This is a genomic window from Actinoplanes utahensis (assembly GCF_016862455.1).
In the GTDB taxonomy this organism is placed as follows: domain Bacteria; phylum Actinomycetota; class Actinomycetes; order Mycobacteriales; family Micromonosporaceae; genus Actinoplanes; species Actinoplanes utahensis.
In genome coordinates this window covers 1-20661 of the sequence record NZ_BOMZ01000008.1, presented here as the reverse complement: position 1 = coordinate 20661, position 20661 = coordinate 1, and the positions used below count along the sequence as shown (strand labels likewise).

General features: G+C 72.0%; 15 protein-coding genes. 9 read left to right on the top strand and 6 right to left on the bottom strand.

Annotated features, from left to right (window positions below; all coding sequences use genetic code 11):
- Window positions 1-142 precede the first annotated feature (142 nt).
- The 3 genes from Aut01nite_RS02020 to yidC all read left to right on the top strand — a co-directional run bounded on the left by Aut01nite_RS02020 (window position 143) and on the right by yidC (window position 2579).
- Entirely contained in the window at window positions 143-1126 is a 984-nt protein-coding gene (locus tag Aut01nite_RS02020; RefSeq protein WP_052164519.1) for a serine/threonine-protein kinase, read from the top strand.
- Between the two features lie 64 nt (window positions 1127-1190).
- Window positions 1191-1469 (top strand): DUF6412 domain-containing protein, encoded by a 279-nt coding sequence (locus Aut01nite_RS02015; RefSeq protein ID WP_052164508.1) that lies wholly within the window; start codon window positions 1191-1193, stop codon window positions 1467-1469.
- A gap of 102 nt (window positions 1470-1571) precedes the next feature.
- Entirely contained in the window at window positions 1572-2579 is a 1008-nt protein-coding gene (yidC, locus tag Aut01nite_RS02010; RefSeq protein WP_043532345.1) for a membrane protein insertase YidC, read from the top strand.
- A 68-nt stretch (window positions 2580-2647) separates the two neighbouring features.
- Here yidC and Aut01nite_RS02005 read toward each other — a convergent pair whose 3' ends face one another.
- Both Aut01nite_RS02005 and Aut01nite_RS02000 read right to left on the bottom strand, forming a co-directional pair.
- Window positions 2648-3526, bottom strand: coding sequence for a universal stress protein (locus tag Aut01nite_RS02005; protein ID WP_204037413.1), 879 nt, complete (start codon window positions 3524-3526; stop codon window positions 2648-2650).
- Entirely contained in the window at window positions 3523-5148 is a 1626-nt protein-coding gene (locus Aut01nite_RS02000) for an amino acid permease (protein ID WP_236643135.1), read from the bottom strand. Before Aut01nite_RS02000 ends, Aut01nite_RS02005 begins: the two co-directional genes overlap by 4 nt.
- Window positions 5149-5409: 261 nt before the next feature.
- Between Aut01nite_RS02000 and Aut01nite_RS01995 the strand changes: the two genes are divergently transcribed.
- Window positions 5410-5742 carry an STAS domain-containing protein gene (locus Aut01nite_RS01995; RefSeq protein WP_236643136.1) on the top strand — a complete coding sequence of 111 codons (333 nt, stop codon included), beginning with the start codon at window positions 5410-5412 and terminating at the stop codon, window positions 5740-5742.
- Window positions 5743-5744: 2 nt separating this feature from the next.
- Complete coding sequence (locus Aut01nite_RS01990; protein WP_043532348.1) at window positions 5745-6479, top strand: arginase family protein; 735 nt, start codon at window positions 5745-5747, stop codon at window positions 6477-6479.
- A 226-nt stretch (window positions 6480-6705) separates the two neighbouring features.
- On the opposite strand, the gene Aut01nite_RS01985 is transcribed toward Aut01nite_RS01990, so the two are convergent.
- From Aut01nite_RS01985 to Aut01nite_RS01975, 3 genes are read right to left on the bottom strand one after another with little or no spacing between them, the layout of a single operon-like run.
- Window positions 6706-8919 (bottom strand): glycoside hydrolase family 9 protein, encoded by a 2214-nt coding sequence (locus Aut01nite_RS01985; protein WP_083999969.1) that lies wholly within the window; start codon window positions 8917-8919, stop codon window positions 6706-6708.
- 26 nt (window positions 8920-8945) lie between these two features.
- The gene (locus Aut01nite_RS01980; RefSeq protein ID WP_043532350.1) at window positions 8946-10181 is read right to left on the bottom strand and encodes an ATP-grasp domain-containing protein; all 1236 of its coding nucleotides are present in this window, start codon (window positions 10179-10181) and stop codon (window positions 8946-8948) included.
- A gap of 23 nt (window positions 10182-10204) precedes the next feature.
- The gene (locus tag Aut01nite_RS01975; protein WP_052164510.1) at window positions 10205-11158 is read right to left on the bottom strand and encodes an alpha/beta hydrolase; all 954 of its coding nucleotides are present in this window, start codon (window positions 11156-11158) and stop codon (window positions 10205-10207) included.
- A 301-nt stretch (window positions 11159-11459) separates the two neighbouring features.
- Here Aut01nite_RS01975 and Aut01nite_RS01970 point away from each other — a divergent pair, with 301 nt between their 5' ends.
- The 4 genes from Aut01nite_RS01970 to Aut01nite_RS01955 all read left to right on the top strand — a co-directional run bounded on the left by Aut01nite_RS01970 (window position 11460) and on the right by Aut01nite_RS01955 (window position 17521).
- A complete protein-coding gene (locus Aut01nite_RS01970; protein ID WP_043532354.1) occupies window positions 11460-12035 on the top strand; it encodes a DUF5990 family protein in 576 nt (191 codons plus the stop codon).
- A 138-nt stretch (window positions 12036-12173) separates the two neighbouring features.
- Complete coding sequence (locus tag Aut01nite_RS01965) at window positions 12174-15419, top strand: DEAD/DEAH box helicase (protein ID WP_204037411.1); 3246 nt, start codon at window positions 12174-12176, stop codon at window positions 15417-15419.
- Entirely contained in the window at window positions 15412-16278 is an 867-nt protein-coding gene (locus tag Aut01nite_RS01960) for an SWIM zinc finger family protein (protein ID WP_043532356.1), read from the top strand. The genes Aut01nite_RS01965 and Aut01nite_RS01960 overlap by 8 nt, the downstream gene beginning before the upstream one ends.
- Window positions 16279-16666: 388 nt before the next feature.
- Window positions 16667-17521, top strand: coding sequence for a hypothetical protein (locus Aut01nite_RS01955; protein WP_204037409.1), 855 nt, complete (start codon window positions 16667-16669; stop codon window positions 17519-17521).
- Between the two features lie 79 nt (window positions 17522-17600).
- On the opposite strand, the gene Aut01nite_RS01950 is transcribed toward Aut01nite_RS01955, so the two are convergent.
- Window positions 17601-19028 (bottom strand): SDR family NAD(P)-dependent oxidoreductase, encoded by a 1428-nt coding sequence (locus tag Aut01nite_RS01950; RefSeq protein WP_043532360.1) that lies wholly within the window; start codon window positions 19026-19028, stop codon window positions 17601-17603.
- Between the last annotated feature and the right edge of the window lie 1633 nt (window positions 19029-20661).

Below are 20661 nucleotides of genomic sequence, written 5' to 3'. Positions count from 1 at the left end.
GGGGCCGGTCCCACAAGGACCGGCCCCGCCATCACTTTAGGTAACCCCTGGTCATCCATCCGGGCTGATGCGGCGTTTGTGCCCGGATGGGGAGGGTAACGGCACCCGTGACGCCGGAAGTCGGCGAGGCAGGGGGGTGCCGATGCGGACACTGGGCGGGCGGTACCGGTTGGTGAACCGCATCGGTCTCGGCGGCATGTCGGAGGTGTGGCGCGGGCACGACCGTGTCCTCGACCGCCCGGTCGCCGTCAAGATCATGACTCCGGCGGTGGAGGGCACCCTCGGCGAGACCGGCGTCGCGCTGGTCCGTGCCGAGGCCAGGTCCGCCGCGCGGCTCGCCCACCCCAACGTCGCCAGCGTCCACGACTTCGGCACCTCGCCCGGGGCGGAGCGCGACGTCCCGTACATCGTCATGGAGCTCGTCGAGGGCCAGACCCTCAGCGACCATCTCGCCATGGGCCGCCTGGACTGGCACATCGGCGTGCGGGTCTGCGCCGAGGTCGCCGCCGCCCTGGCCGCCGCCCACGCCGAGAACGTGGTGCACCGCGACATCAAACCGGCGAACATCATGCTCACCCCGGCCGGCGCCAAGGTCCTCGACTTCGGCATCGCCGCCGTCGTCGGCTCCCCCGACCCGGACCCGGACGGCCCGGTCATGGGCACCCCCGCCTACATCGCGCCGGAACGCTTCGAGGGTCTCCCGGCCACCCCCGCCGCCGACATGTTCGCCCTCGGCACCCTGCTCTACCACTGCCTCTCCGGGCGCCTGCCGTGGACCGCCCGCACCCACACCGAACTCGTGACAGCCCAGCGCTTCACCGACCCGGAACCGCTGCCGCACCTGGGCGACCTGCCGCCGGAGGTCCTCGACCTGGTGTCCCGCTGCCTCGCCCGCGACCCCGGGGACCGTCCCACCGCCCTGGTCGCCGCCCTGCTGCTGGCCGAGGCCGTCGACGCCCGCGTCTACGTCCCGCTGCGCGACCTCACCCCGGAGCGCCCACCGGTCCTCTCCCCCTGGGACGAACGCGCCGCCTCCGCCCCGACCTCCGCCGCCGCCCCCGCGGCCTCCGCGCCGCCCTCGACCGCCACCCCCACCAATCATGTGGGCCGCCACCGCGCCGTCTGACACCCCGGCAGCCGGGTGAGATCAGGGGTCGGCGGGGGTGGCGGGGCGGTGTTACGGTGGCGCCGTGAAGTGGTGGGACGCGCTCTGTCGCCTGGTCGGCCTGCTGGCCGAGGCCGGGTCGTCCGACCTCGCCGGTGGCGCCGGCGCCCTCGCCGGCCTGCTCCTGATCGCCGTCCTCGCTCACGCGGTCCTGGTCCTTCCCGCGGCCGGTGGCGTGCACCGCTCCGCGGGCTTCGCGCTGCGTGACCGCTCCGAGCGGACCGGCGTGCCCCGCCACCGAGATCCCGACGCCTCCGGGCGCACTCGCCCCAGGGGACCGACAGGCGCCGCAGCGGTCGCCTGAGCGGGCCCTTCTCTTTCTCGACGCTTGCCGCCCGCTCCAGGCGGCCGCTGGTGACTGTCCGTCTTCGACCAGTTGCTAGCCGCCCCTGGGGGTAGGTCCATCATGTTCAGCGCACTCATGTCCGTCGTCTATCACGTCATCTCCGCCGTCCTGCTGTTCTGGCACAGCGCCTGGGACCGTCTGCTCGGCGACCCGCACGCCGTCGCCACCGACTGGGCGTGGGTGCTCGGCATCGTCTTCCTGGTGCTGACCGTCCGTGCCGTGCTCTTCCCGCTGTTCCTGCGCCAGGTCCGGTCGCAGCGTGCCATGCAGCGGCTCCAGCCGAGGTTCCGCGAACTGCAGGCCGAACACAAGGGCGACCCGCAGGCGCTGCAGGCCGGGCTCGCCGAGCTGTACCGCAGCGAGAAGGCCAGCCCGTTCGGCCAGTTCCTGCCCATGCTGCTCCAGTTCCCGATCTTCATCGGTCTGTTGCACGTGCTGCGCCATCTCCAGCCGTCCATCACCGACCCCGCCGCCCGCACCCTCTACGGCTGGACCGCCACCCAGTTCGCGGACGCCTCGCACGCCGAGCTCTTCGGCGCCCCGATCGCCGCGGGCTTCCAGACCGCGGTCACCGACCTGGACGCCCTCGCCGCCCACGGCCCCACCGTCCAGATCGTCGCCGCGGTCCTGATCGCCGCCATGGTCACCACCACGTTCCTGACCAGCCGCATGTCCATCCTGAAGACCGGCTGGTCGGACAACCCCCAGCAGCGCACCGTCCAGCGCGTCATCCTGTACGTCATCCCGTTCTCGCTGCTGGTCTCCGGCCTGATCTTCCCGATCGGCGTGCTCCTCTACTGGACCACCCAGAACCTCATCGCTCTCGCCCAGCAGGTCTACATCCACCGCCGGTACCCCACCCCCGACACCGCTCCCGTCACTCAGCCGTCGTCCCCGGCATCCACCCCGCGCCCCGGCGCCAAGCCGTCCGCGTCGCCTGCTCCGGGTGGCGGCGCCAAGCCGTCCGCGTCGTCCGGTCCGGGTGGCGGCGCCAAGCCGTCCGCGTCGTCCACTCCGCGAGCCGGCGCCCGGCCGGCCTCCGCCCGCCGTAAGCGATCCCGCCGCTGACCGCTGTGGCCGGCGCAGGTGTGGTGACCTGCGCCGGCCGGCGCACGTCACCACACACGGACTGCCGGTCAGGCGCGGGGGACGACGACGACCGGGCGGCAGGCGCGGCGCAGCAGGCGGGCGGAGACGCCACCGAGCAGGACGCGGCGGGCCGGGCCGTACCCGCGGGAGCCGCAGAACAGGACGTCGACGTCGTTCAGAGCGGCCAGAGTCTCGACCACGTCGTCGGAGCGGAGTTCCCACGTCACCGGCAGGTCGGGAACGGTTCCGGCGGCGCGGCGCAGCGCCTCCTCGTACGTCTCCCGTGCGGTGTCCAGAAAGGCCCGCTCGGCATCGGCGCCCAGCAGGAACGGCCGGGCCGCGTCGCCGCGTGCGACGACGGTGATCAGCTGCAGCGGGGTGGTGGTGCGGCGGGCCAGGCGGGCGGCGGTGTCGAGGGCGGCCCGGCCGTCGGGGGTGTCGACGTAGGCGACACCGATCCGGCCCAGCGTTCCAGGCGGGGCGGGCATCCCGGCCGGGGCCACCGCGACGGGGCAGACACTTCCGGCGAGGAGCCGTTCGGCGGTGCTGCCGGGGAGGATCCGGGCGTCCGGGGCGGCCGCTCCCGACCCCACGACGATCAGGGCGGCGCCGGTCCGTTCGGCGAGATCGTGCAGGCCGTGGGCGGCCGAACTGGAGGCGACCACCCGGTACTCCGCTTCCGGCCCCATGTCGCCGAGCAGGTCACGGGCCTGGCCGAGGACGCGTTCGGCGGCCTCGCGGCGGTCGCTGATCCATTCGGCGTCGACCCGGCCGGAGCCGATCGCCGACGGCGCGGCGTGCACGGCGGCGACGATCAGCGTCGTCTGCAGGGTGCGCGCGGCCCAGCCGGCGAGGGCGAGCGCGTCCGCGGCGGCGGTGCCCCCGTCGACCCCGACCAGCACCGGGCCTTCGGCCGGCGCGTTCACGGCCGCGGCCCGTCGCCCGGTTCCGGCCGGTCCGCCCGCGGCGGCGCGTCGTCCCCGGCGGATGGCGACGGCGCGCCGGGTCCGGCATCCCCGGCGGATGGCGACGGCGCGCCCGGTACGGCATCCCCGGCCGACTGCGACGGCGCGCCGGGGTCGGTGGATGTGGAGGCGCTGGGTGAGGGCGGGCCGGATCGGGTGGAGGGGGAGGTGACGGATGCGGCGTTGGCGGTGCGCAGGCGGGAGTGGCGGTACCCGTAGAGGAAGTAGATGAGCAGGCCGGCGGCGAGCCAGCCGGCGAACCGGAGCCAGGTGTCGAGCGGCAGGTCGAGCATCAGATAGACGGCGAAGGCGACACCGAGGAGCGGCAGCAGCGGCGACCACGGCACCCGGTACGGGCGGGGCATGTCCGGCCGGGTCCGGCGCAGCACGATCACGCCGATGTTGACCAGGACGAAGGCGAACAGAGTGCCGATGTTGACGAGTTCGACGATGGTGCCGAGGGGGACCAGCGCCGCCAGGATGGCGATCAGGATGCCGAGTCCGATGGTCAGGCGCGCCGGTGTCCCGTACCGCTGATTGACCGTGGCCAGGCGGCGCGGCAGCAGGCCGTCGCGGCACATCGCGAAGAAGATCCGGGTCTGGCCGTAGAAGATCACCAGGACCACGCTGGTGATCGCGACGACCGCGCCGAGCGCCAGGACGGCCGCGGCCCAGTTGAGCCCGGCGCCCTGGTCGAGGGCGGCGGCGAGCGGCGCGTCGCTCTCGGACATCTGCGCGGGTGTGGCGATGCCGATCGCGCCGGTCACGGTGAGCACGTAGAAGATCGTGCAGATGACGAGTGATCCGAGGATGGCCCACGGCAGGTCGCGGGACGGGTTGCGGGCCTCCTCGCTGCCGGTGGAGACGGCGTCGAACCCGATGTAGGCGAAGAAGATGATCGCCGCCGCGGAGGTGATCCCGTCGACCCCCGAGGGCGCGAACGGGGTGAAGTTGTCGGTGCTGAAGTTGACGAACGCGATCGCGATGAAGAACACCAGCACGGCGAGCTTGATGACGACCATGACGAGGTTGACGCGTACGCTCTCGGTCACGCCCCGGACCAGCAGCAACGTGATCGCCAGGACGATGAACACGGCCGGCAGGTTGACGACGCCGCCGTCCTCGGGCGCGGCCGCGATGGCGTCCGGCAGCGCGAAACCGAACGCCGCGTCGAGGAACGCGTTGAGGTTGCCGCCCCAGCCGACCGCGATCGCCGCGACCGACACCCCGTACTCCAGGATCAGGTCCCAGCCGATGATCCAGGCGACGAGTTCGCCGAGCGTCGCGTACGTGTAGGTGTAGGCGCTGCCGGAGACCGGAATGGACGACGCCAGCTCGGCATAGGACAGCGCCGAGAACGCGCAGGCCACCGCCGCCAGCACGAACGAGACGACGACCGCGGGACCGGCGATGGCCGACCCCTCGCCGATGACCACGAAGATGCCGGTGCCGATGATCGCGCCGACACCCATCGCGGTGAGCTGGGTGGCGCTGACCGCCTTCTTGAGCTGGGTTCCCTCCTCGGACGTCTCGGTGATCAGCGACCGGACATCGCGTACCGCGAATATTCCCTGCCTGGCCATCGCGTGTCTCCTCCCCGTCACTCGACAGCCACCGTCACCCCGCCACTGCGCACGCCGCAAGATGATCGGCGCGATGCGCCGAAACGTGTCCCTCCGGTTGCGGTTTCCGTGGGTCGGGCGGTGAAAACCGCTGCGGCGTACGGGTTGTGCGCTCCCACCGCCGTCGCAGGGGCCAGCCTGCAAGGGACACGGCGTGGGTTGTACGGTGAAGGCGGACGGGCAGTTCGCCGGCTCGGAGGGCGCGGAATGGGCGAGGCCGTGATGACGACACGGCGCCAGGCCGACGGCGCGACAGTCGTCGACGTGCGTGGCAGCCTGGACGCGGCCACGGTCGACGTGGTGCGCGCGGCTCTCCTGGACGTCCTGCACCGGGAGCGTCCTCGTCTGATGATCGTGGACCTGACGTTCGTCACGTTCATGGATTCGATGGGGATCGGCATGCTGGTCGCCGGGCACGAGGCGGCCCGCGACGTGGGCGCCCGGTTCCTCCTGTGCAACCCGAGCGAGTTCGTGCACCGCCAGTTGCGGATCACCGGCCTGACCGATCTGTTCGGGCTGCCCTCGACGGCGGGCGCGCAGACCTACAGAATCTGATCGTGACGACGATTCTGGTTCCGTACCACCAGGACGAGCAGCTTCCCCACGACGACATCCCGGTCCGCGCCGACGTCACCGTCCGCCCGGTGTTCCCGGCGACCGATCACTGGGACCGGCTGGCCACCGGGTACGAGGCGGTGGCGGCCGCCGCCGCCCGGGCCGGGGAGAGGCCGCTGGTCTTCTCCGGTGACTGCCTGTTCGCCGGGGCGGTGGTCGCGGGCCTGCAGCGGGCCGGCGCCGACCCGGGGATCGTCTGGTTCGACGCCCACGCGGATCTGCACACGCTCGACTCCAGCACGTCCGGTTACCTGGGCGGGATGTCGTTGCGCCTGGTCACCGGCGCCCACCCGGAGGAGTACGGGAACCGGTTCGGCCTGCGCGGCATCGCTGCCGGCCGGGCGGTGCTGGCCGACGCCCGCGACACCGACCCGGCCGAGGCGGAGTACCTGGCGACCGGCGCGATCCGGCGCCTGCCGGTGGCGGAGGTGACGGCGCCGCCCGGGCCGTTCGTGCTGCACGTCGACCTGGACGTGATCGACGCGGGCGAGGTGCCGGGCCTGCGTTTCCCGGTGGCCGGCGGGCCGTCGGCCGGCGACGTGCTGGACGCCTGCGAGCGCCTGCTCGCCACCGGCCGGGTCGCCGCGGTGCACGTCGCCTGCCCCTGGCACCCGGCCGTCGACGAGCACGAGCGCCAGGCCCGTGCCCGACTGTTGTCCCGTTTCGCCCGACTCTGACAGGCGCAGCCGGGTGTGGTCGGGCGGGGTGCGGTCCAGGAACGACATGTCGACCTGCTCGGCGCCGGGCAGGGGCGGGCCGGTCGTCGCCGTGGTCCGCACCCCGAACCGGCGGTCCCGCAGCACGGTGTTGCCGATGGTGTGACTGGTGGTGACGTAGTTGCGGCCCTCCTCCCGCAAGGATGCCTCTGGCGGCAGCCTAGGGGAGGAGGGCCGTCGAACGCACTCAGTCGATCTCCACCACGTAACCGATCAGGTGGGCGAGGGCGGCGTTCCAGTTGATGGTGAGCTCGTTGGTCGCCCACGAGCCGATGTCGTCGATGTAGCAGAACTGGCCGGTGCAGCCCTTGAGTCTGGCCTGCGCGACCGGGTCCTGGATGGACGAGTTCGGGCCGCCGGAGAGGGTGCCGGCCGGCGGGTGCGGCAGCGACGGGTCGAGCTGGGCGGCGTACCAGCGGCTGTGCTGGTTCTGCGCGGCCACCTCGCCGTACCCGGTGACGTAGGAGATGTTCAGCGCGTTCCGGCCGAACAGGTAGTCCAGGCCGGTCAGCAGGCCGTCCCGGTACCGGTCCTTCCCGGTGATCCGGTGCGCGGCGGCGATCACCACCAGGTTGTTGGCGATGACGCTGCTGGAGCCCCAGTCCCAGACGTTGCCGGCCGGGGCGTAGGCGACGCCGTACGGGTGCTGCCGCTGGATCGCCAGGTACTTGTCAGCACCCTTGACCACCTGCGACTTGACCGAGGACAGGCCGGGCAGGCGGTTCGGGACCAGCGCCAGGTCGATCTTGGCGGCGGCGGCGGTGGACGCCCAGTCGAAGGCCACCGGGCCGAACACGTCGGCGGTGTGCTCCGGCGACTCGAGCAGGTCGGCGGCGTACTTCTTGTCGCCGGTGGTCAGGTAGAGCTCGGCCGCCGCCCAGTAGAAGTCGTCGGTGACCTTGGTGTCGTTGTAGGCGCCGCCACCGATGTTGTCGGACTCCGGGGCGAGCAGGGCGGGGTTGGCCAGGGCGGCCGTGTAGGCGGTACGCGCGGCGGTCAGGGCGCGGGCCGCGAACGCCGGGTCGTGCTTCTTGTAGATGCGGGCCGCCTGCGCCGCGGTGGCGGCCACGTTCAGCGTCGCCGCGGTGGAGACCGGGTGCAGCTCACGGGGCTGCGGGTCGAGGTGCGGCAGCAGCGGCAGGCCGGTCCAGGCCTGGTCGTGGATCTTGTGGTGGACCAGTCCGGCGTTCGGCTTGCCGGCCGGGACCTGCATGCTGAGCAGGAACTCCAGCTCCCAGCGGACCTCGTCGAGCAGGTCCGGGGTGCGGTTCCCGCTCTCCGGGATGCTCAGGTTCACCCGGCGAGAGCCGCGGTTGTGCTCGTACTCGGCGAGCAGCTCCCAGACCGAGATGCCGCCGTTGACGACGTACTTGCCGTGGTCGCCGGCGTCGTACCAGCCGCCGCGCACGTCCAGGGTGTAGTCGCAGACGCCGGGCTGGCAGGGGACGTCGCCGTCGCCCTGGTTGGGGGCCACGTCGACGTGACCGGCCGGGCGGGCGTAACCGGGGCGCAGGTCGTCACGGATCTCGATGCCGCTGCGCTGGGTGTAGTAGAACTTCAGCGCGTCGGTGCGCAGTCTCTCGTACGCCTGGGAACCGATGTCGAAGGGCCGGGACGTCTCGCCGTCCGCGACGAGAGTCAGGCCCGTGGCCCTCTTCCGGAACTTCCCGAAGTCGATGGTGTGCACGTTCTGCCCGGACGAGGCATCGACCCCGCGCGGTACGGTGGTACCGCGCGCGACCGTTTTGCCGGTTTTATCGCGTAGGGCCCACGGCAGAGAGGTGGTCGCGGCGGTGACCAGGGTGGCGCCCTTCGGGCCGTCCGGCAGGTACGCGACCTGGTTGACCCGCACCCGCGGCCCGGTGTCCGGCTCGTAGACCTCCGGCGGCACGCCCCCGACCAGCGAGACGTTGTCGACGCAGAACCGCCACGGGTCCGGGCTGCCGCCGACCTGGAAGGCGACCTGGCCCTGCGTGGTGCTCGCGTTCGCGGTGAACGTGTACTCGTAGTGCTGCCAGTCGCCCAGGATCGGCGACTGCTCGAAGTAGGTGTCGTACGGGCTGACCGAGAGTCCGGTGACGGCCCGCACCACGTGCCCGGCGTCACCGGACGCGTCGAAGCTGAACCGGTACGTCTCGCCGGCCACCAGGTCGATGTCGTTCTGACCGACCGTGGCGTCCCAGCGGTTGGTGGTTCCGCCCGGCACGTCGACGCAGGCGCGGCCGTCGGTCAGGCCGATGGTCATGCCGGCGTTGGTCCAGAACGGGTCGGTGCCGTTGTCGAAACCGCCGTTGACGATCTGTTCGACTTCCGCGGCGGCGGCCGGCGCGGCGGCGCCGGCGAGGAGGAGGACGGATATGACGGCTATCTTTCGGGAGCGCTCCCAGAGATGCATGGACATATATTGGTTGCGAGTGTGTTACGCCGTCAACGGTTCTGGTCGCGGATCCAGGCATCGATCAGGCCGCCGAAGTGGGCCAGGAACTTCTCGTGCTCGTGCACCGGGTACATCGCCCGGACCGTCTCCCGCAGCAGGGACCGGAACTCCTCGGAGACGACCCAGTCGTACACGATGTCGTCGACGTTGGCCAGGTGCTTCTCGCAGAACTCCCGGTACCTCTCGGTCTCGAAGTAGTCGTCGGCCAGGCCGCGGTACGCCTGCAACTTCTCCGGGTACGTCCGGTCGGAGTCGGCGATCGCGAAGTACTCCGCGGTGTTCGTGTCGATGTTCGGCCGGCGGCCCGTCACCACACAGAACACCGTCCACCGCAGCAGGGCCGTCATCGCCCACGGGAAGTAGTAGTGCAGCGAGGTCAGCGACACGTCCGGGCAGGCGTTGGCGTAGTCGATCGGGTGCACCTCGTCGCCGCGTACCAGAGTCTCGCAGCTGTTGAACTCCCACCGGAAGAACGCGTTGATCAGCCGGGATATCGTCACCACCTCGTCGCCCGCGGACGCCGACAGGAAGTGATGGTCCACCTCGTAGCGGGCGTGCATGGGCTGCTCCGGCCGGAACTTCGTCACCATCGTCTCCGGCCCGATGCTCAGGCTGCGGGCGAACACGTCGTACCCCTCGACCGACGCCTGCAGGTGCATCAGCCGCTCACCCGACGCGTCGTAGGCGGCATGCAACTCGGCCGGGTTCCGGATCTTCGACACACCGACCCAGGCGCCGCCGTCGTACGGCTTCATCCACAGCGGGTAACCGATGGCCGCCGCCGTGGCGTCCAGGTCGAACGGCCGGTTGTACCGCTCCGCCGTGTACGCCCACCGGGAGTTCTCCAGCGGATTCTTGAACGGGACGAGCACCGTCTCCGGCACCTTCAGCCCCAGCCGGATCATCGCGCAGTACGCGGCGTGCTTCTCCATCGACTGGAAGGTGAACGGGCTGTTCAGCAGATAGACGTCGTCCATCAGCGCGATCTTCTTGAGCCACTCGCGGGGGTGGTAGTACCAGTAGGCGAGCCGGTCGATGACCAGGTCGTGACGCGGGCGGTCACGCAGGTTGAACGGCTCGATGGTGACCCGTACCGGCCGGGCCCGGTGGGTCCGCCCGTCCGCCGTGGTGACCAGCCCGAGCCGGCGCAGCAGCGACTCGTAGGCGCGCGGCCAGTCGTCCTCGGTGCCCAGCAACATTCCGATGGTGTGTTCGACGTCGGCCACGTCGCCTCCCCTTCAGCTCTGGATCAGTCCCGCCACACCCGTTGCAATAGATCGGTCAAATGTGGATGCAGCGCATCCCGCCATCCGGTCCAGGTGTGCGCGTCCGGGTTCTCCGCGAACGCCACCGCATACCCCTGAATCCGTAGCGCATCCGCCATGTCGCGGTTGTTCGCCAGATTCTCCTCCGCCGCGCCGCAGGTCAGCGTCGCGGGAATCGCCGGGCCCGCGGTCTCGTGCCGCATCCGGCTGGTGAAACGCACGATCCGCCGAAAATGCCGGAAACCGGACTCCTGGTGGTCGTGCCGCGCCTGGAAGTAGCTGCCGGACTGCAGGAACACCCCCGCGAACGCCTGCGGGTGCCGCCGCTGCGCGTGCAGCATGGCCAGCGCCCCCAGACTCACCCCCGCGCCGATCACCGGACGGCCGCCCAGGCGGGCGCGAATCCGTGGAAGCGCTTCCAGCGCCAGAGCGCGCGCATAGCCGGGATCGGCGGAATAGCGGCGGTCCCGGTCCGCGGTCTCCAGCAACACCAGGTGGTACGGGGAGACGCGCCCACTCCCGATCGAGGCGGCGGTGAAACGGCCCAGCCCGCCGCGGCGGTCGTACTCGGGCCCGTCGTGGGCGACCAGCACCCGATCGGCCCCCACCCGCGGTGACCAGACCCGCATGCCGTCGAGCCGCCGCCAGACGCCGGGAGCCGTCGGCAGGGACAGCCAATCGGGTTCCTGATAACCGGGGAAACGCAGCTCCGGCTGCTCCACGACCTGCCGCCGGCCATCGGGATGAAGCAGCTCCAGGCGGTATTCCAGGCGCTGCACAGGGGGGCGCTCGCGGCGCAGCACCCAGGCGCCGTCGCGGAACCTCAGGTCGGCCCGGAACACCGACGAGTGCAGGCGGACACCGGCCAGGCGTCGCCCGGGATCGGCACAGCGGAACCGGAGCACGGGGCCCTCACACCACGCCTCGGCCACCACCATGAACGAACATTAACCTCACCCGGCCGTACCCGCCGGACTTCTGCTTCGCATCCCCTCCCGACCGACTCCGCCTGCCGCATCCCGGCCATCGTCCGGCGGGTGCGGTGACCCCGTTCGTCCCCTCGCCGCGGGTGGCCCAGCCGATCTGCCTTCAGGGTGCTCTCTTGCTCTCTTCAGGGCGGTGGCCGCCTTCAGCGCGTGGCTGTCTTCAGGGCGATGGCCTGTCGATTGTTCTTGGCGCGGGACCTGATGATCATTTCTTCGGTGCGGTGGCCTGCTGGTCGTTCCTACACTCGGCGGCATGTGGATCCGGATCGAAGGGCACGACCTGCCGGGGCGCTCCGGCGCGCCGCAGGCCGAGACGCTGCGGCTCGCCGGCGTCGAGGTGGGCGTGCAGCGGCGTGCGGAGGTCGTCGACCGGGTGCCGGTCCACGCCGACCGGGCCGTCTGGCAGCTCGAGATCGACACGCGCGAGGTGGACGGATTCCTCGACGTCGGCGGACCGTGGGTGCACGGTCGGCCGGGCGCCCGGTTCCTCTATCTGAGCTGGGGCTCCACCAGCACCGGAACGTTCGCGATGTTCCGCCGGGCCAAACTGCTGTTCGCCGACATCCCCGGTGAGCTGCTGCGCGCTGCCGGAGCCGGTGAAGTATCCCGCGCTGACGGAGCCGGGGAACCGCTGCGCGGTGCCGGAGGCGGTGAAGTGTCGGGCGCTGACGGAGCCGGGGAACCGCTGCGCGCTGCCGGAGGCGGTGAGCTGCTGCGTGCTGCCGGACCCGGAGGGCTGGTGGCCCGGCTCGGCCTGACCGGTCCGGACGGTGGCCCGCGCTGCGCCCGGGTCCGGCCGCCGGACATCACCTGGGCCCTGGCGGAGTGACGGTGGTTACATCCGCCGCCGGAGACGCCGTCCGGTGCCGTTGCGCGGCCGAAAGTGTCGGAGGGGCGGCCTAGAGTCGGCGCATGTTCCTCGACCGGTCCCGTGCCCCGCTGTGGTCCTTCCGTGAGGCGGGCCGGCATGAGTGACATCGTGCCGGGCGGTGGCAGTGGGCTGCGGGTCCTGCACGGGCTGGTCGGCCGAGACGGTGCGCTGAGCCTCTGGGGTGAGGACGCGGCCGCTGCCGCCGAGTTCACCGCCGGGCGAGGGTCGGCGCAGCCACATCCGTTCGCGGTGCCGGCGACAGATCTGCCGATGGGGGAGAGCTCGGCCGAGGTGACGCTGACGCTGCCGTCGACCAGCGCCGGGCCGTTGCCGTCCCCGCATCTGGGGCTGCCGGAGCGGCGGGGCGTGCCACGGGCGCGGGCGTGGCGGGTGCCGGTGGTCCGGGTGCCGTTCGTCGATCCGGACGTCGTGGCCGAGTTCGAGGGACGGGTCGCCCCGTCGGCGGCGTGGCTCGTGGAGCTGTGCGGGTTCGCGGCCGGTCTGGTGCGGCGCGGCCGGGTGCTGCCCGGCGTGCGGATCGACGGGTCTCGCCCGGTGGCCTGGTGGCGCCCGGTCGTGACCGGCGCTGACGCGATCCGCCAGACCACCCTGGCCGACCGCATGCCGCCGGCCTGCCTCGCCGCCGATTTCTCACCCTCCGCCGCCACCCCTTCCTCCCGCGCGACCGCGTCGTCTTCTTCTTCCACGCCCGCCCCTTCTTCGGGTGCCACCTCTTCCTCGCATCCCACAGCCGTGCCTTCGGCCGCCACGTCTTCGGCCACTCCTTCCGCTCCTTCCGCCGCCACTCCGCCCTCGCCCATCGCTGCCTCTACTTCTGCCGCCTACACCGAAACCGGTTCCGGGGCCTCAGGTGCCGCCGCGGCTGGCTTCGCCGCGTCCGCCGGGACGACCGTGGCTTCTCCGGCCGCTGCTGAGGTGACGGCGGTGGCGGTGGAGCGGCTGGTCGACGGACTGGTGCGGACTCGGCTGGCGGAGGCCGGGGTGACGCTCGCCGACTACGGGTGGCTGGCCGCGCTCACCGGGGAGCCGGAGTTCGAGGCGGCGCCGATGCTGCTCGACGAGCTGGTTCGGCGGCTCGACGGGTGGTTCGCGCAGGCGGCGAGCGGGGCCGAGGTGCGGGTGTGCTTCCGGCTCAGTGACCCGCGCGAGCACGAGCCGGTGATGCCGGACGAGGTGCCGCTGCCGGAGGACGCGTGGCGGCTCGAGTTCCTGTTGCAGGCCACCGACGAGCCGAGCGTGCTGGTGCCGGCCGCCGACGTCTGGCGGGATCAATCCGCGCCGCTGCGCCGGTGGACCTCGCATCCGCAGGAGCGGCTGCTCGCCGGGCTGGGCCGGGCGGCGCGGCTCTACCCCGACCTGGAGGAGGCGCTCCGCGGCATCCACCCGGGGCAGATGCTGCTCGACACCGAGGGCGCGCACCGGTTCCTCAGTCATGCCGCGCTGTTGGAGGAGGCGGGCTACGGGGTGCTGCTCCCGGCCTGGTGGCGGCGGCGGCCGAGCCTCGGGCTGTCCCTCGAGGTGCGCGGTCGTGACCCGGTGTCGCACGTGCTGCGTGACCGGGCGGTGGGGCTGCGGGAGCTCGTCGACTACCAGTGGGGGCTGGCGCTCGGCGGCCGCACCCTCACCGAGGACGACCTGAACGACCTGGCCCGGGCGAAGGTTCCGCTGGTCCGGCTACGCGGGCGGTGGGTGTTCCTGGATCCGGAGCGGCTCGCCGCCGGCCTGGCGTTCCTGCGGCGCGGCGGCGGGCGGATGACGGCCGGTGACGCGTTGCGGATGATGCGGCTGCTGCCACCGGAGGATCTGCCGCTGCCGGTGACCGACGCGCGCGGCGAGGGCTGGCTGGCCGACCTGCTGAGCGGGCGCCTCGACCAGCGGCTGGAGGTCCTGCCGCAGCCGGCCGGGTTCGAGGGCTCGCTCCGGCCGTACCAGATCCGGGGTTTCTCCTGGCTGGCCTTCCTCGACTCGCTCGGGCTGGGCGCTTGCCTCGCCGACGACATGGGCCTCGGCAAGACGGTGCAGCTCCTGGCGCTGCTCCTGCACCACCGGGCCGGGCCGGCGCTGCTGATCTGCCCGCTGTCGGTGCTCGGCAACTGGCAGCGGGAGGCCGGCCGGTTCGCGCCGTCGCTGCGGGTGCGGGTCCTGCACGGCGTCGACCGGGACGATCCGGCCGCGCTCGCCGCCGAGGCCGATCTGGTGCTGACCACCTACGCCACCGCGGTGCGTGACGCGGACGCGCTCGCCGCGATCTCCTGGGATCGGGTGGTGCTCGACGAGGCGCAGTACATCAAGAACAGTGGTGGCCTCACCGCCAAGGCGGTGCGCCGGTTCCCGGCTCGCAACCGGGTCGCGCTCACCGGCACCCCTGTGGAGAACCGGCTGGCCGAGCTGTGGTCGATCCTCGACTTCCTCAATCCGGGGGTGCTGGCGTCCGCGCACACGTTCCGGGCCCGGTTCGCGGTCCCCGTCGAGCGTTACGCCGACGAGGACGCCGCCGCCCGTCTGCGCCAGGCGACCCGGCCGTTCCTGCTGCGGCGGACGAAGGCCGACCACGGCATCGCCGCCGAGCTGCCGTCCAAACGGCACGTCCGGCATCTGTGCGGGATGACGACCGAGCAGGTCAGCCTCTACCGGGCGGTCCTCGACGACCTGACCGATCGCATGGCCGAACCGGGCGAGAAATGGCGCAAGGGCCTGGTGCTGGCCGCGATGACCAAACTGAAGCAGGCTTGTGTGCATCCGGCGCTGCTGCTCAAGGACGGTTCGCCGCTGCCCGGCCGGTCCGGCAAGGTGGACCGGCTGGAGGAGATCGTCGACCATGCGCTCGGGGCGGGGGAGAGCGTGTTGTGCTTCACCCAGTTCGCCAGATTCGGGGCGATGCTCACGCCTCACCTGGCGGCCCGTTTCGGGGTGCCGGTGAAGTTCCTGCACGGCGGCACCCCGCGCGGCGCCCGTGACGCCATGGTCGCCGAGTTCCAGGAGGCGGCACGGCCCGGGATCTTCGTGCTGTCGTTGAAAGCCGGCGGCACCGGCCTCAACCTGACCGCCGCCAACCACGTCGTGCACGTCGACCGCTGGTGGAACCCCGCGACCGAAGCCCAGGCCTCCGACCGGGCGTTCCGCATCGGCCAGCGCCGTGACGTGCACGTGCACACCCTGGTCTGCCTCGGCACCCTCGAGGAACGCATCGACCGGGTCCTCGCCGACAAGGGCGTCCTCGCCGAACGCGTGGTCGGAACCGGCGAGGGCTGGCTGAGCGCCCTCTCCGCGCAGGAGCTGCGCGACCTGTTCGCTCTCTCCCCGGAGGCCATCGTTGACTGACTTCTCGGTGGCGTTCCTCGGCATGTTCGAGTCGCTGCGGATGGGCCCGACGTTCGCCCGCGGCCGCCGCGACGAGCGGGCCGGGCATGTACGCAGTCTGACCGTGTCCGGAAGCCTCGCCGTCGCGCTCGTCCGCGGCCCGGACGACCCGGCCGCGTTCCGGGCGCGGATCGCCACCCGCGCCTTCGGCGCCTCCGAATGGGCCCGGGTCGAGACGGCGCTCGTCGCCGAGGCCCGGTTCGCCGCCGACCTGCTCGACGGCCGGATGCCACCGGGCATCGAGGCGATCTTCGCAGGCGCCGGGTTGAGCCTGCTGCCCCTCTCGTTCGACGAAGTGGCGATGGACTGCACCTGCGAGCGCTGGCCGATGCCGTGCGCCCACCTCGCGGCCACCTGTTATGCGCTGGCCCGTGCCTTCGAGACGGACCCGTTCGAGGTGTTCACGTGGCGGGGCCGGTCCCGCGACGAACTGCTGATGCGGCTGCGCCGCCTACGCGAGGCGTCAGCGGTGCACACCGCGGCCACCGGCGACGGCATGGCCGGCGGTGGCGCGGCGGGCGACACCGGCCGTTCCGCGGCGGGCGACACCGGCCGCGGAGAGGCCGGCGCGGGAACACCGCGATCCCGAGGGGACTCTCCGGAAGGCGGCAACAGTGGCGGGAAGGGCCCGGCCCTCGCGGATCCGGCAACGTTCTGGGGCACGGCCCGGATGTCCGAGCCGGATCCCGAGCCCACCGGTGTCCGGCCGGACACGCTGATGGACCAGCTCGACCCGCCGGCGCTGACCCACGACGGGCGGCCCGTCACCGAAGTGCTGCGGGCCGCCTATCGAGCCCTGCCGGACGAGCCTGCCGGCTGACCCGCCCTCAACCCTGTCTGACCTGCCCTCAACCCCCGCTGAGCCTGCCCTCAACCCCCGCTGACCCTGCCCTCCACCCCCGCTGACCCTGCCCTCCACCCCGGCTGAGCTGCCCTCACGCCCTGTCTGACGTGCCACCAGGGTCGTCGTGCGGGCCTTCACGGTCGGCTGATGCGGTTCGGAGGCGGCCGGTGGGCCCGCTGGGGGAAGTGACCGAGGGCTCGGCTGGGCGAATTCATGAGGATCCGCCGATATCCAATCATGTATTGACTTTAAGGACAACGTGTGGATCGGCCGAACGGTCACCGTTCCGGTAAACGCGGCATCCGGCTTTGCGGGGCGTGATGAGCTACGCAAGTCATGGCGAATTGTCCTGAAAAGGTGTGACATGAAAAACGCGAAGCGAATGGTGGCACTAGCCGGTCTGACTCTGGCGGCCGGCGCCATGCTCGGGATCACCCCGGCGCAGGCGAGCCCCACCAGTGACCAGGCGTCCAGCACCCAGACCGCGAAGAGCGGGCCCTACTGGGACTGGGACGACGAGTACGTGGTCGGTTACTACTTCAACAAGTGGGAGTGCTACAAGGCCGGCTGGTGGGGGGAGAAGGTCGGCGCCTGGTCCGACCCGTACTGCTACCCGGCGTGGGTTCCGGGCTGGGGTCACGTCTGGGTGCTCCAGGTCGAGGAGGACAACTGGTACTGGAACAACTGGAACGGCTACTGGCCCGGCAACTGGCCGTACAAGCCGAACTACGTCAGCAAGCCGTTCCACGTCGGCGGCCCCTACCAGCACCCCTTCAAATACAAGAAGGGAATCAAGTACGGCAAGCTGAACGGGTACGAACTCAACCCGTACAAGAAGTTCACCGGGCCGGAGGACATCTTCGACATCCCGGACGACTTCCAGCCGCCGAAGCTCCCGTCGAACTTCCCGCTGGGCCAGCCGGACTTCAAGAAGCCGCAGCACCCCAACTTCCCGCTGGGCCAGCCGGACTTCAAGAAGCCGCAGCACCCCAACTTCCCGGTGGGCCTGCCCGACTTCAAGCAGCAGCAGCCGCAGGGGCCGGCGAACTTCAAGCCGCAGCAGCAGGGCCAGCAGCAGGGTCAGCAGCAGGGCCAGCAGAACTTCAAGAAGCCGAACTTCCCCGGCCTGCCGGACCTGCCGGACCTGCCGGGCTTCCCGCTCGGTCAGAAGGCCGACGGCGACCAGCAGCAGCGTGACAGTGCCGGCGGCGGGCGCTGACCAGCGCCGCCACCGGTTGATCCGACAGGAACGGAAAGGGCCGCCCCGCATCGCGCGGGACGGCCCTTTCGTCCACCTGTCACCAGGCGACGGGCGCGTAATCCTTCAGGAAGCAGCCGTACACGTCCTCACCCAGTTCGCCGCGCACGATCGGGTCGTACACCCGGGCGGCGCCGTCGACCAGGTCGAGCGGGGCGTGGAAGCCCTCCTCGTGCAGTCGCATCTTGGTGAAGTGCGGCCGCTCGTCGGTGATCCAGCCGGTGTCGACGCTGGTCATCAGGATGCCGTCGGCGAACATGTCCTCCGCGCTGGTACGGGTCAGCATGTTCAGAGCGGCCTTCGCCATGTTCGTGTGCGGGTGCCCGGCACCCTTGTAGCCGCGGGCGAAGATGCCCTCCATCGCCGACACGTTCACCACGTAACGGCGCGGGAACTTCGACGCCGCCATCGCCGCACGCAGACGGCTGACCAGGATGAACGGCGCGGTGACGTTGCAGAGCTGCACCTCCAGCAGCTCCAGCGGGGCCACCTCGTGCACCCGGTCGCTCCAGCTGTTGGTCTCCGTCACGTCCGGGACCAGGCCACCCGCGTCGATCGCCACCGAACGGGCGGTCAACGCCATCTCGGTGATCTCCTTGGGCGACAGCGTCGGCGGGTGCGCGGCGGTCAGGGCCGCGGCCGGGGACGAACCGATCGCCGCGGCGCCGCCGAAGAACTCCAGCTCAGGCAGCGGGCCGTCGGGCAGGGGAGCCGACTCGGCAGCCGCGAGTTCCGAGTACGCGCCCGCGGTACGGCGTACCGTCTGGGCCGCGTTGTTGATCAGGATGTCCAGCGGACCGCGCGCCGCGACGCTCTCCGCAAGCCCCACCACCTGCGCGGGATCGCGGAGATCGATGCCGACCACCCGCAGCCGGTGCAGCCAGTCCGCGCTGTCCGGCATCGCCGTGAAACGGCGGACCGCGTCATGCGGGAAGCGGGTCGTGATCGTCAGATCCGCGCCGTCACGCAGCAGCCGCAGCGCGATGTACATGCCGATCTTGGCGCGGCCGCCGGTGAGCAGCGCCGTCCGGCCGGTCAGATCGGTGCGGGCGTCACGCCGTGACCGGTTCAGCTCAGCGCAATCCGGGCAGAGCTGGTGGTACCACGCGTCGACCACGGTGTATCGCTGCTTGCACGTGTAACACCCACGAGCCTGCTTGAGGACGCCGGCCGTCGCGCCCGCCACCGTGCTCTTCAACGGAATCCCGGCGGTCTCGTCGTCGATCCGGCCCGGCGCGCCCGTCGCCGTCGCCTCCGTCACCGCCCGGTCGTGCGCCACCACGGCCTGCCGGCGCTCCCGGCGCCGCTGCAACTTCACCGTCTTGAACAGGCTCGCGGTCGCCCGCCGCACCGCCACCGCGTCCGGGTGCTCCGGGGACAGGCCCTCCACCTCGGCCAGAACCGCGAGACAGACCGCGAGACGGTCCGGATCCACACCCACGGCGTCCGGGTCGACACTGCCGGTCATTTCGTACTCTCCCTCTGCTGCTTGCCCGCACGCACTGTACTTACCGGCGGCGCCGCGGCCCACCGGCGGTCCTTATCGGCCGCCCGGTCGCCCGTCCGAGATGTTGCGAGGGGCCGCTGAGCATCTGCGCTCAGCGGCCCCTCGTCTCACTGCGCCGGCTTGGCGGCCGGATCTGATTCTTCCGGTTCCTCGCGGTCTGCCCGGACAGGTCCGGGATGGTCCGCCAGCGAGGCAGGGCGACGAGCCGGGCGGTCGTACGGGTGCTCGCCCGACCCGCCGGTCCACGCCGGCCCGCCGTTCGCGCCGCGTCGGCCGCCACGCCCGTGCTCCGGCAGATGATCGGCCAGAGTTGCGGGGCGGCCCGTGCCCCGCAGCCGGTCGTCGAGGGTCTCCGGACGGCGTCCGCGCTGGAGGTCGGCCTCGTTCCGCTCGTGCTCCGGGCCGCCGGTGTACTGCTCGGGCCGCCCCTGGACCGCAGAGGGGCCGGTCGGCGGCTCGTTCCCCGCTGGTCTGCCGGCGAGCGGCACGTTCCCGGCCGGCTCGCCGAGAACCGACGGACGCCGTGGCGGAATCCCGAACACATCTCCCAGCGTCTGCGGTCGGCGTGGCACCTCACCGGAGCCCGTTGGACGGCCCCCACCCGGCCCGGTCGCCCACGCGGCCGGGTTGGCGGCCCGGTCCTCCCGGCCCGCGCCGGTCGAAGCAGCCTGCGCGCCCGCCGGACGGTCCAGGGGGCCGGAGGCCGGAGCCGCGGGCACTTCGGCCGGACCGCCGGGCCGGTGTCCAGGGGCGCCGCTGACCGGGACGGTGGGCAGAGCGGCCGGGGCGGCGTGGTGCCCAGGGGCGCCACTGACCGGGTCGGTGGGCAGGCCGGCTGGGTTGTCGGACTGGTACCCGAAGGCACCGCTGGCTGGGAAGGCAGGCGGGGCGGCCTGGTGTCCGGGGACGCCGCTGACCGGGGTGGTGGGCAGGCCGGCCCGGTAGTGAGGATGGGGTTCCGGGGCGGTGGGCGGATTGGCGGGACTGGTGCCGCGCCGCTCCCGAGCCGCATCGCCCGGGGCGGTAGGCGCGTCCGCCGGGCTCGAGTGGCTGCGGCCCGGAGCGGCACTCACCGGCGCTGTGGGGAGATCGCCCAGGGACGTGGGCCGGTGAGCGCGATTGCCCGAGGCTGCCGGGGTGATGGCAGCGTCGTCGAGCGGACGGTGGCGGGGATCGGCTGTGGCAGAACCGGTACGCAACCACTCGTCGAGCGTCTGCGGGCGACGGACACGTGCCGGAACGTCGGTGGCGGCCGGGAGGCCCGACATGCCCGGGCCGGGCTGTACCGCCTCGAACGATCCGCCGCTCGGCCCGCCGGGGCTCGGCACAGGCTCGGTAGTGGGCTGAGTTCCACGGTCCGGCCACGAGTCCGCACTCACCGAAGCCGTAGCCCCGGTCACCACGCCGGCCTCAGCAGCCGCCATCGGCGTGACGGCGGATACGCCCGCCTCCGCGTCCGTCGCGATGTCCGTCGCGGTGTCCGCCGCTGTTTCGCTCAGGGCGGCCGGCGTGCCAGCAGCCGCGGCATCGTCGGCAATGGGTGTCGTGTTCGTTGTGCCCTGCTCGTCGGCAGCGGGATTCGTGGATGTGGTGC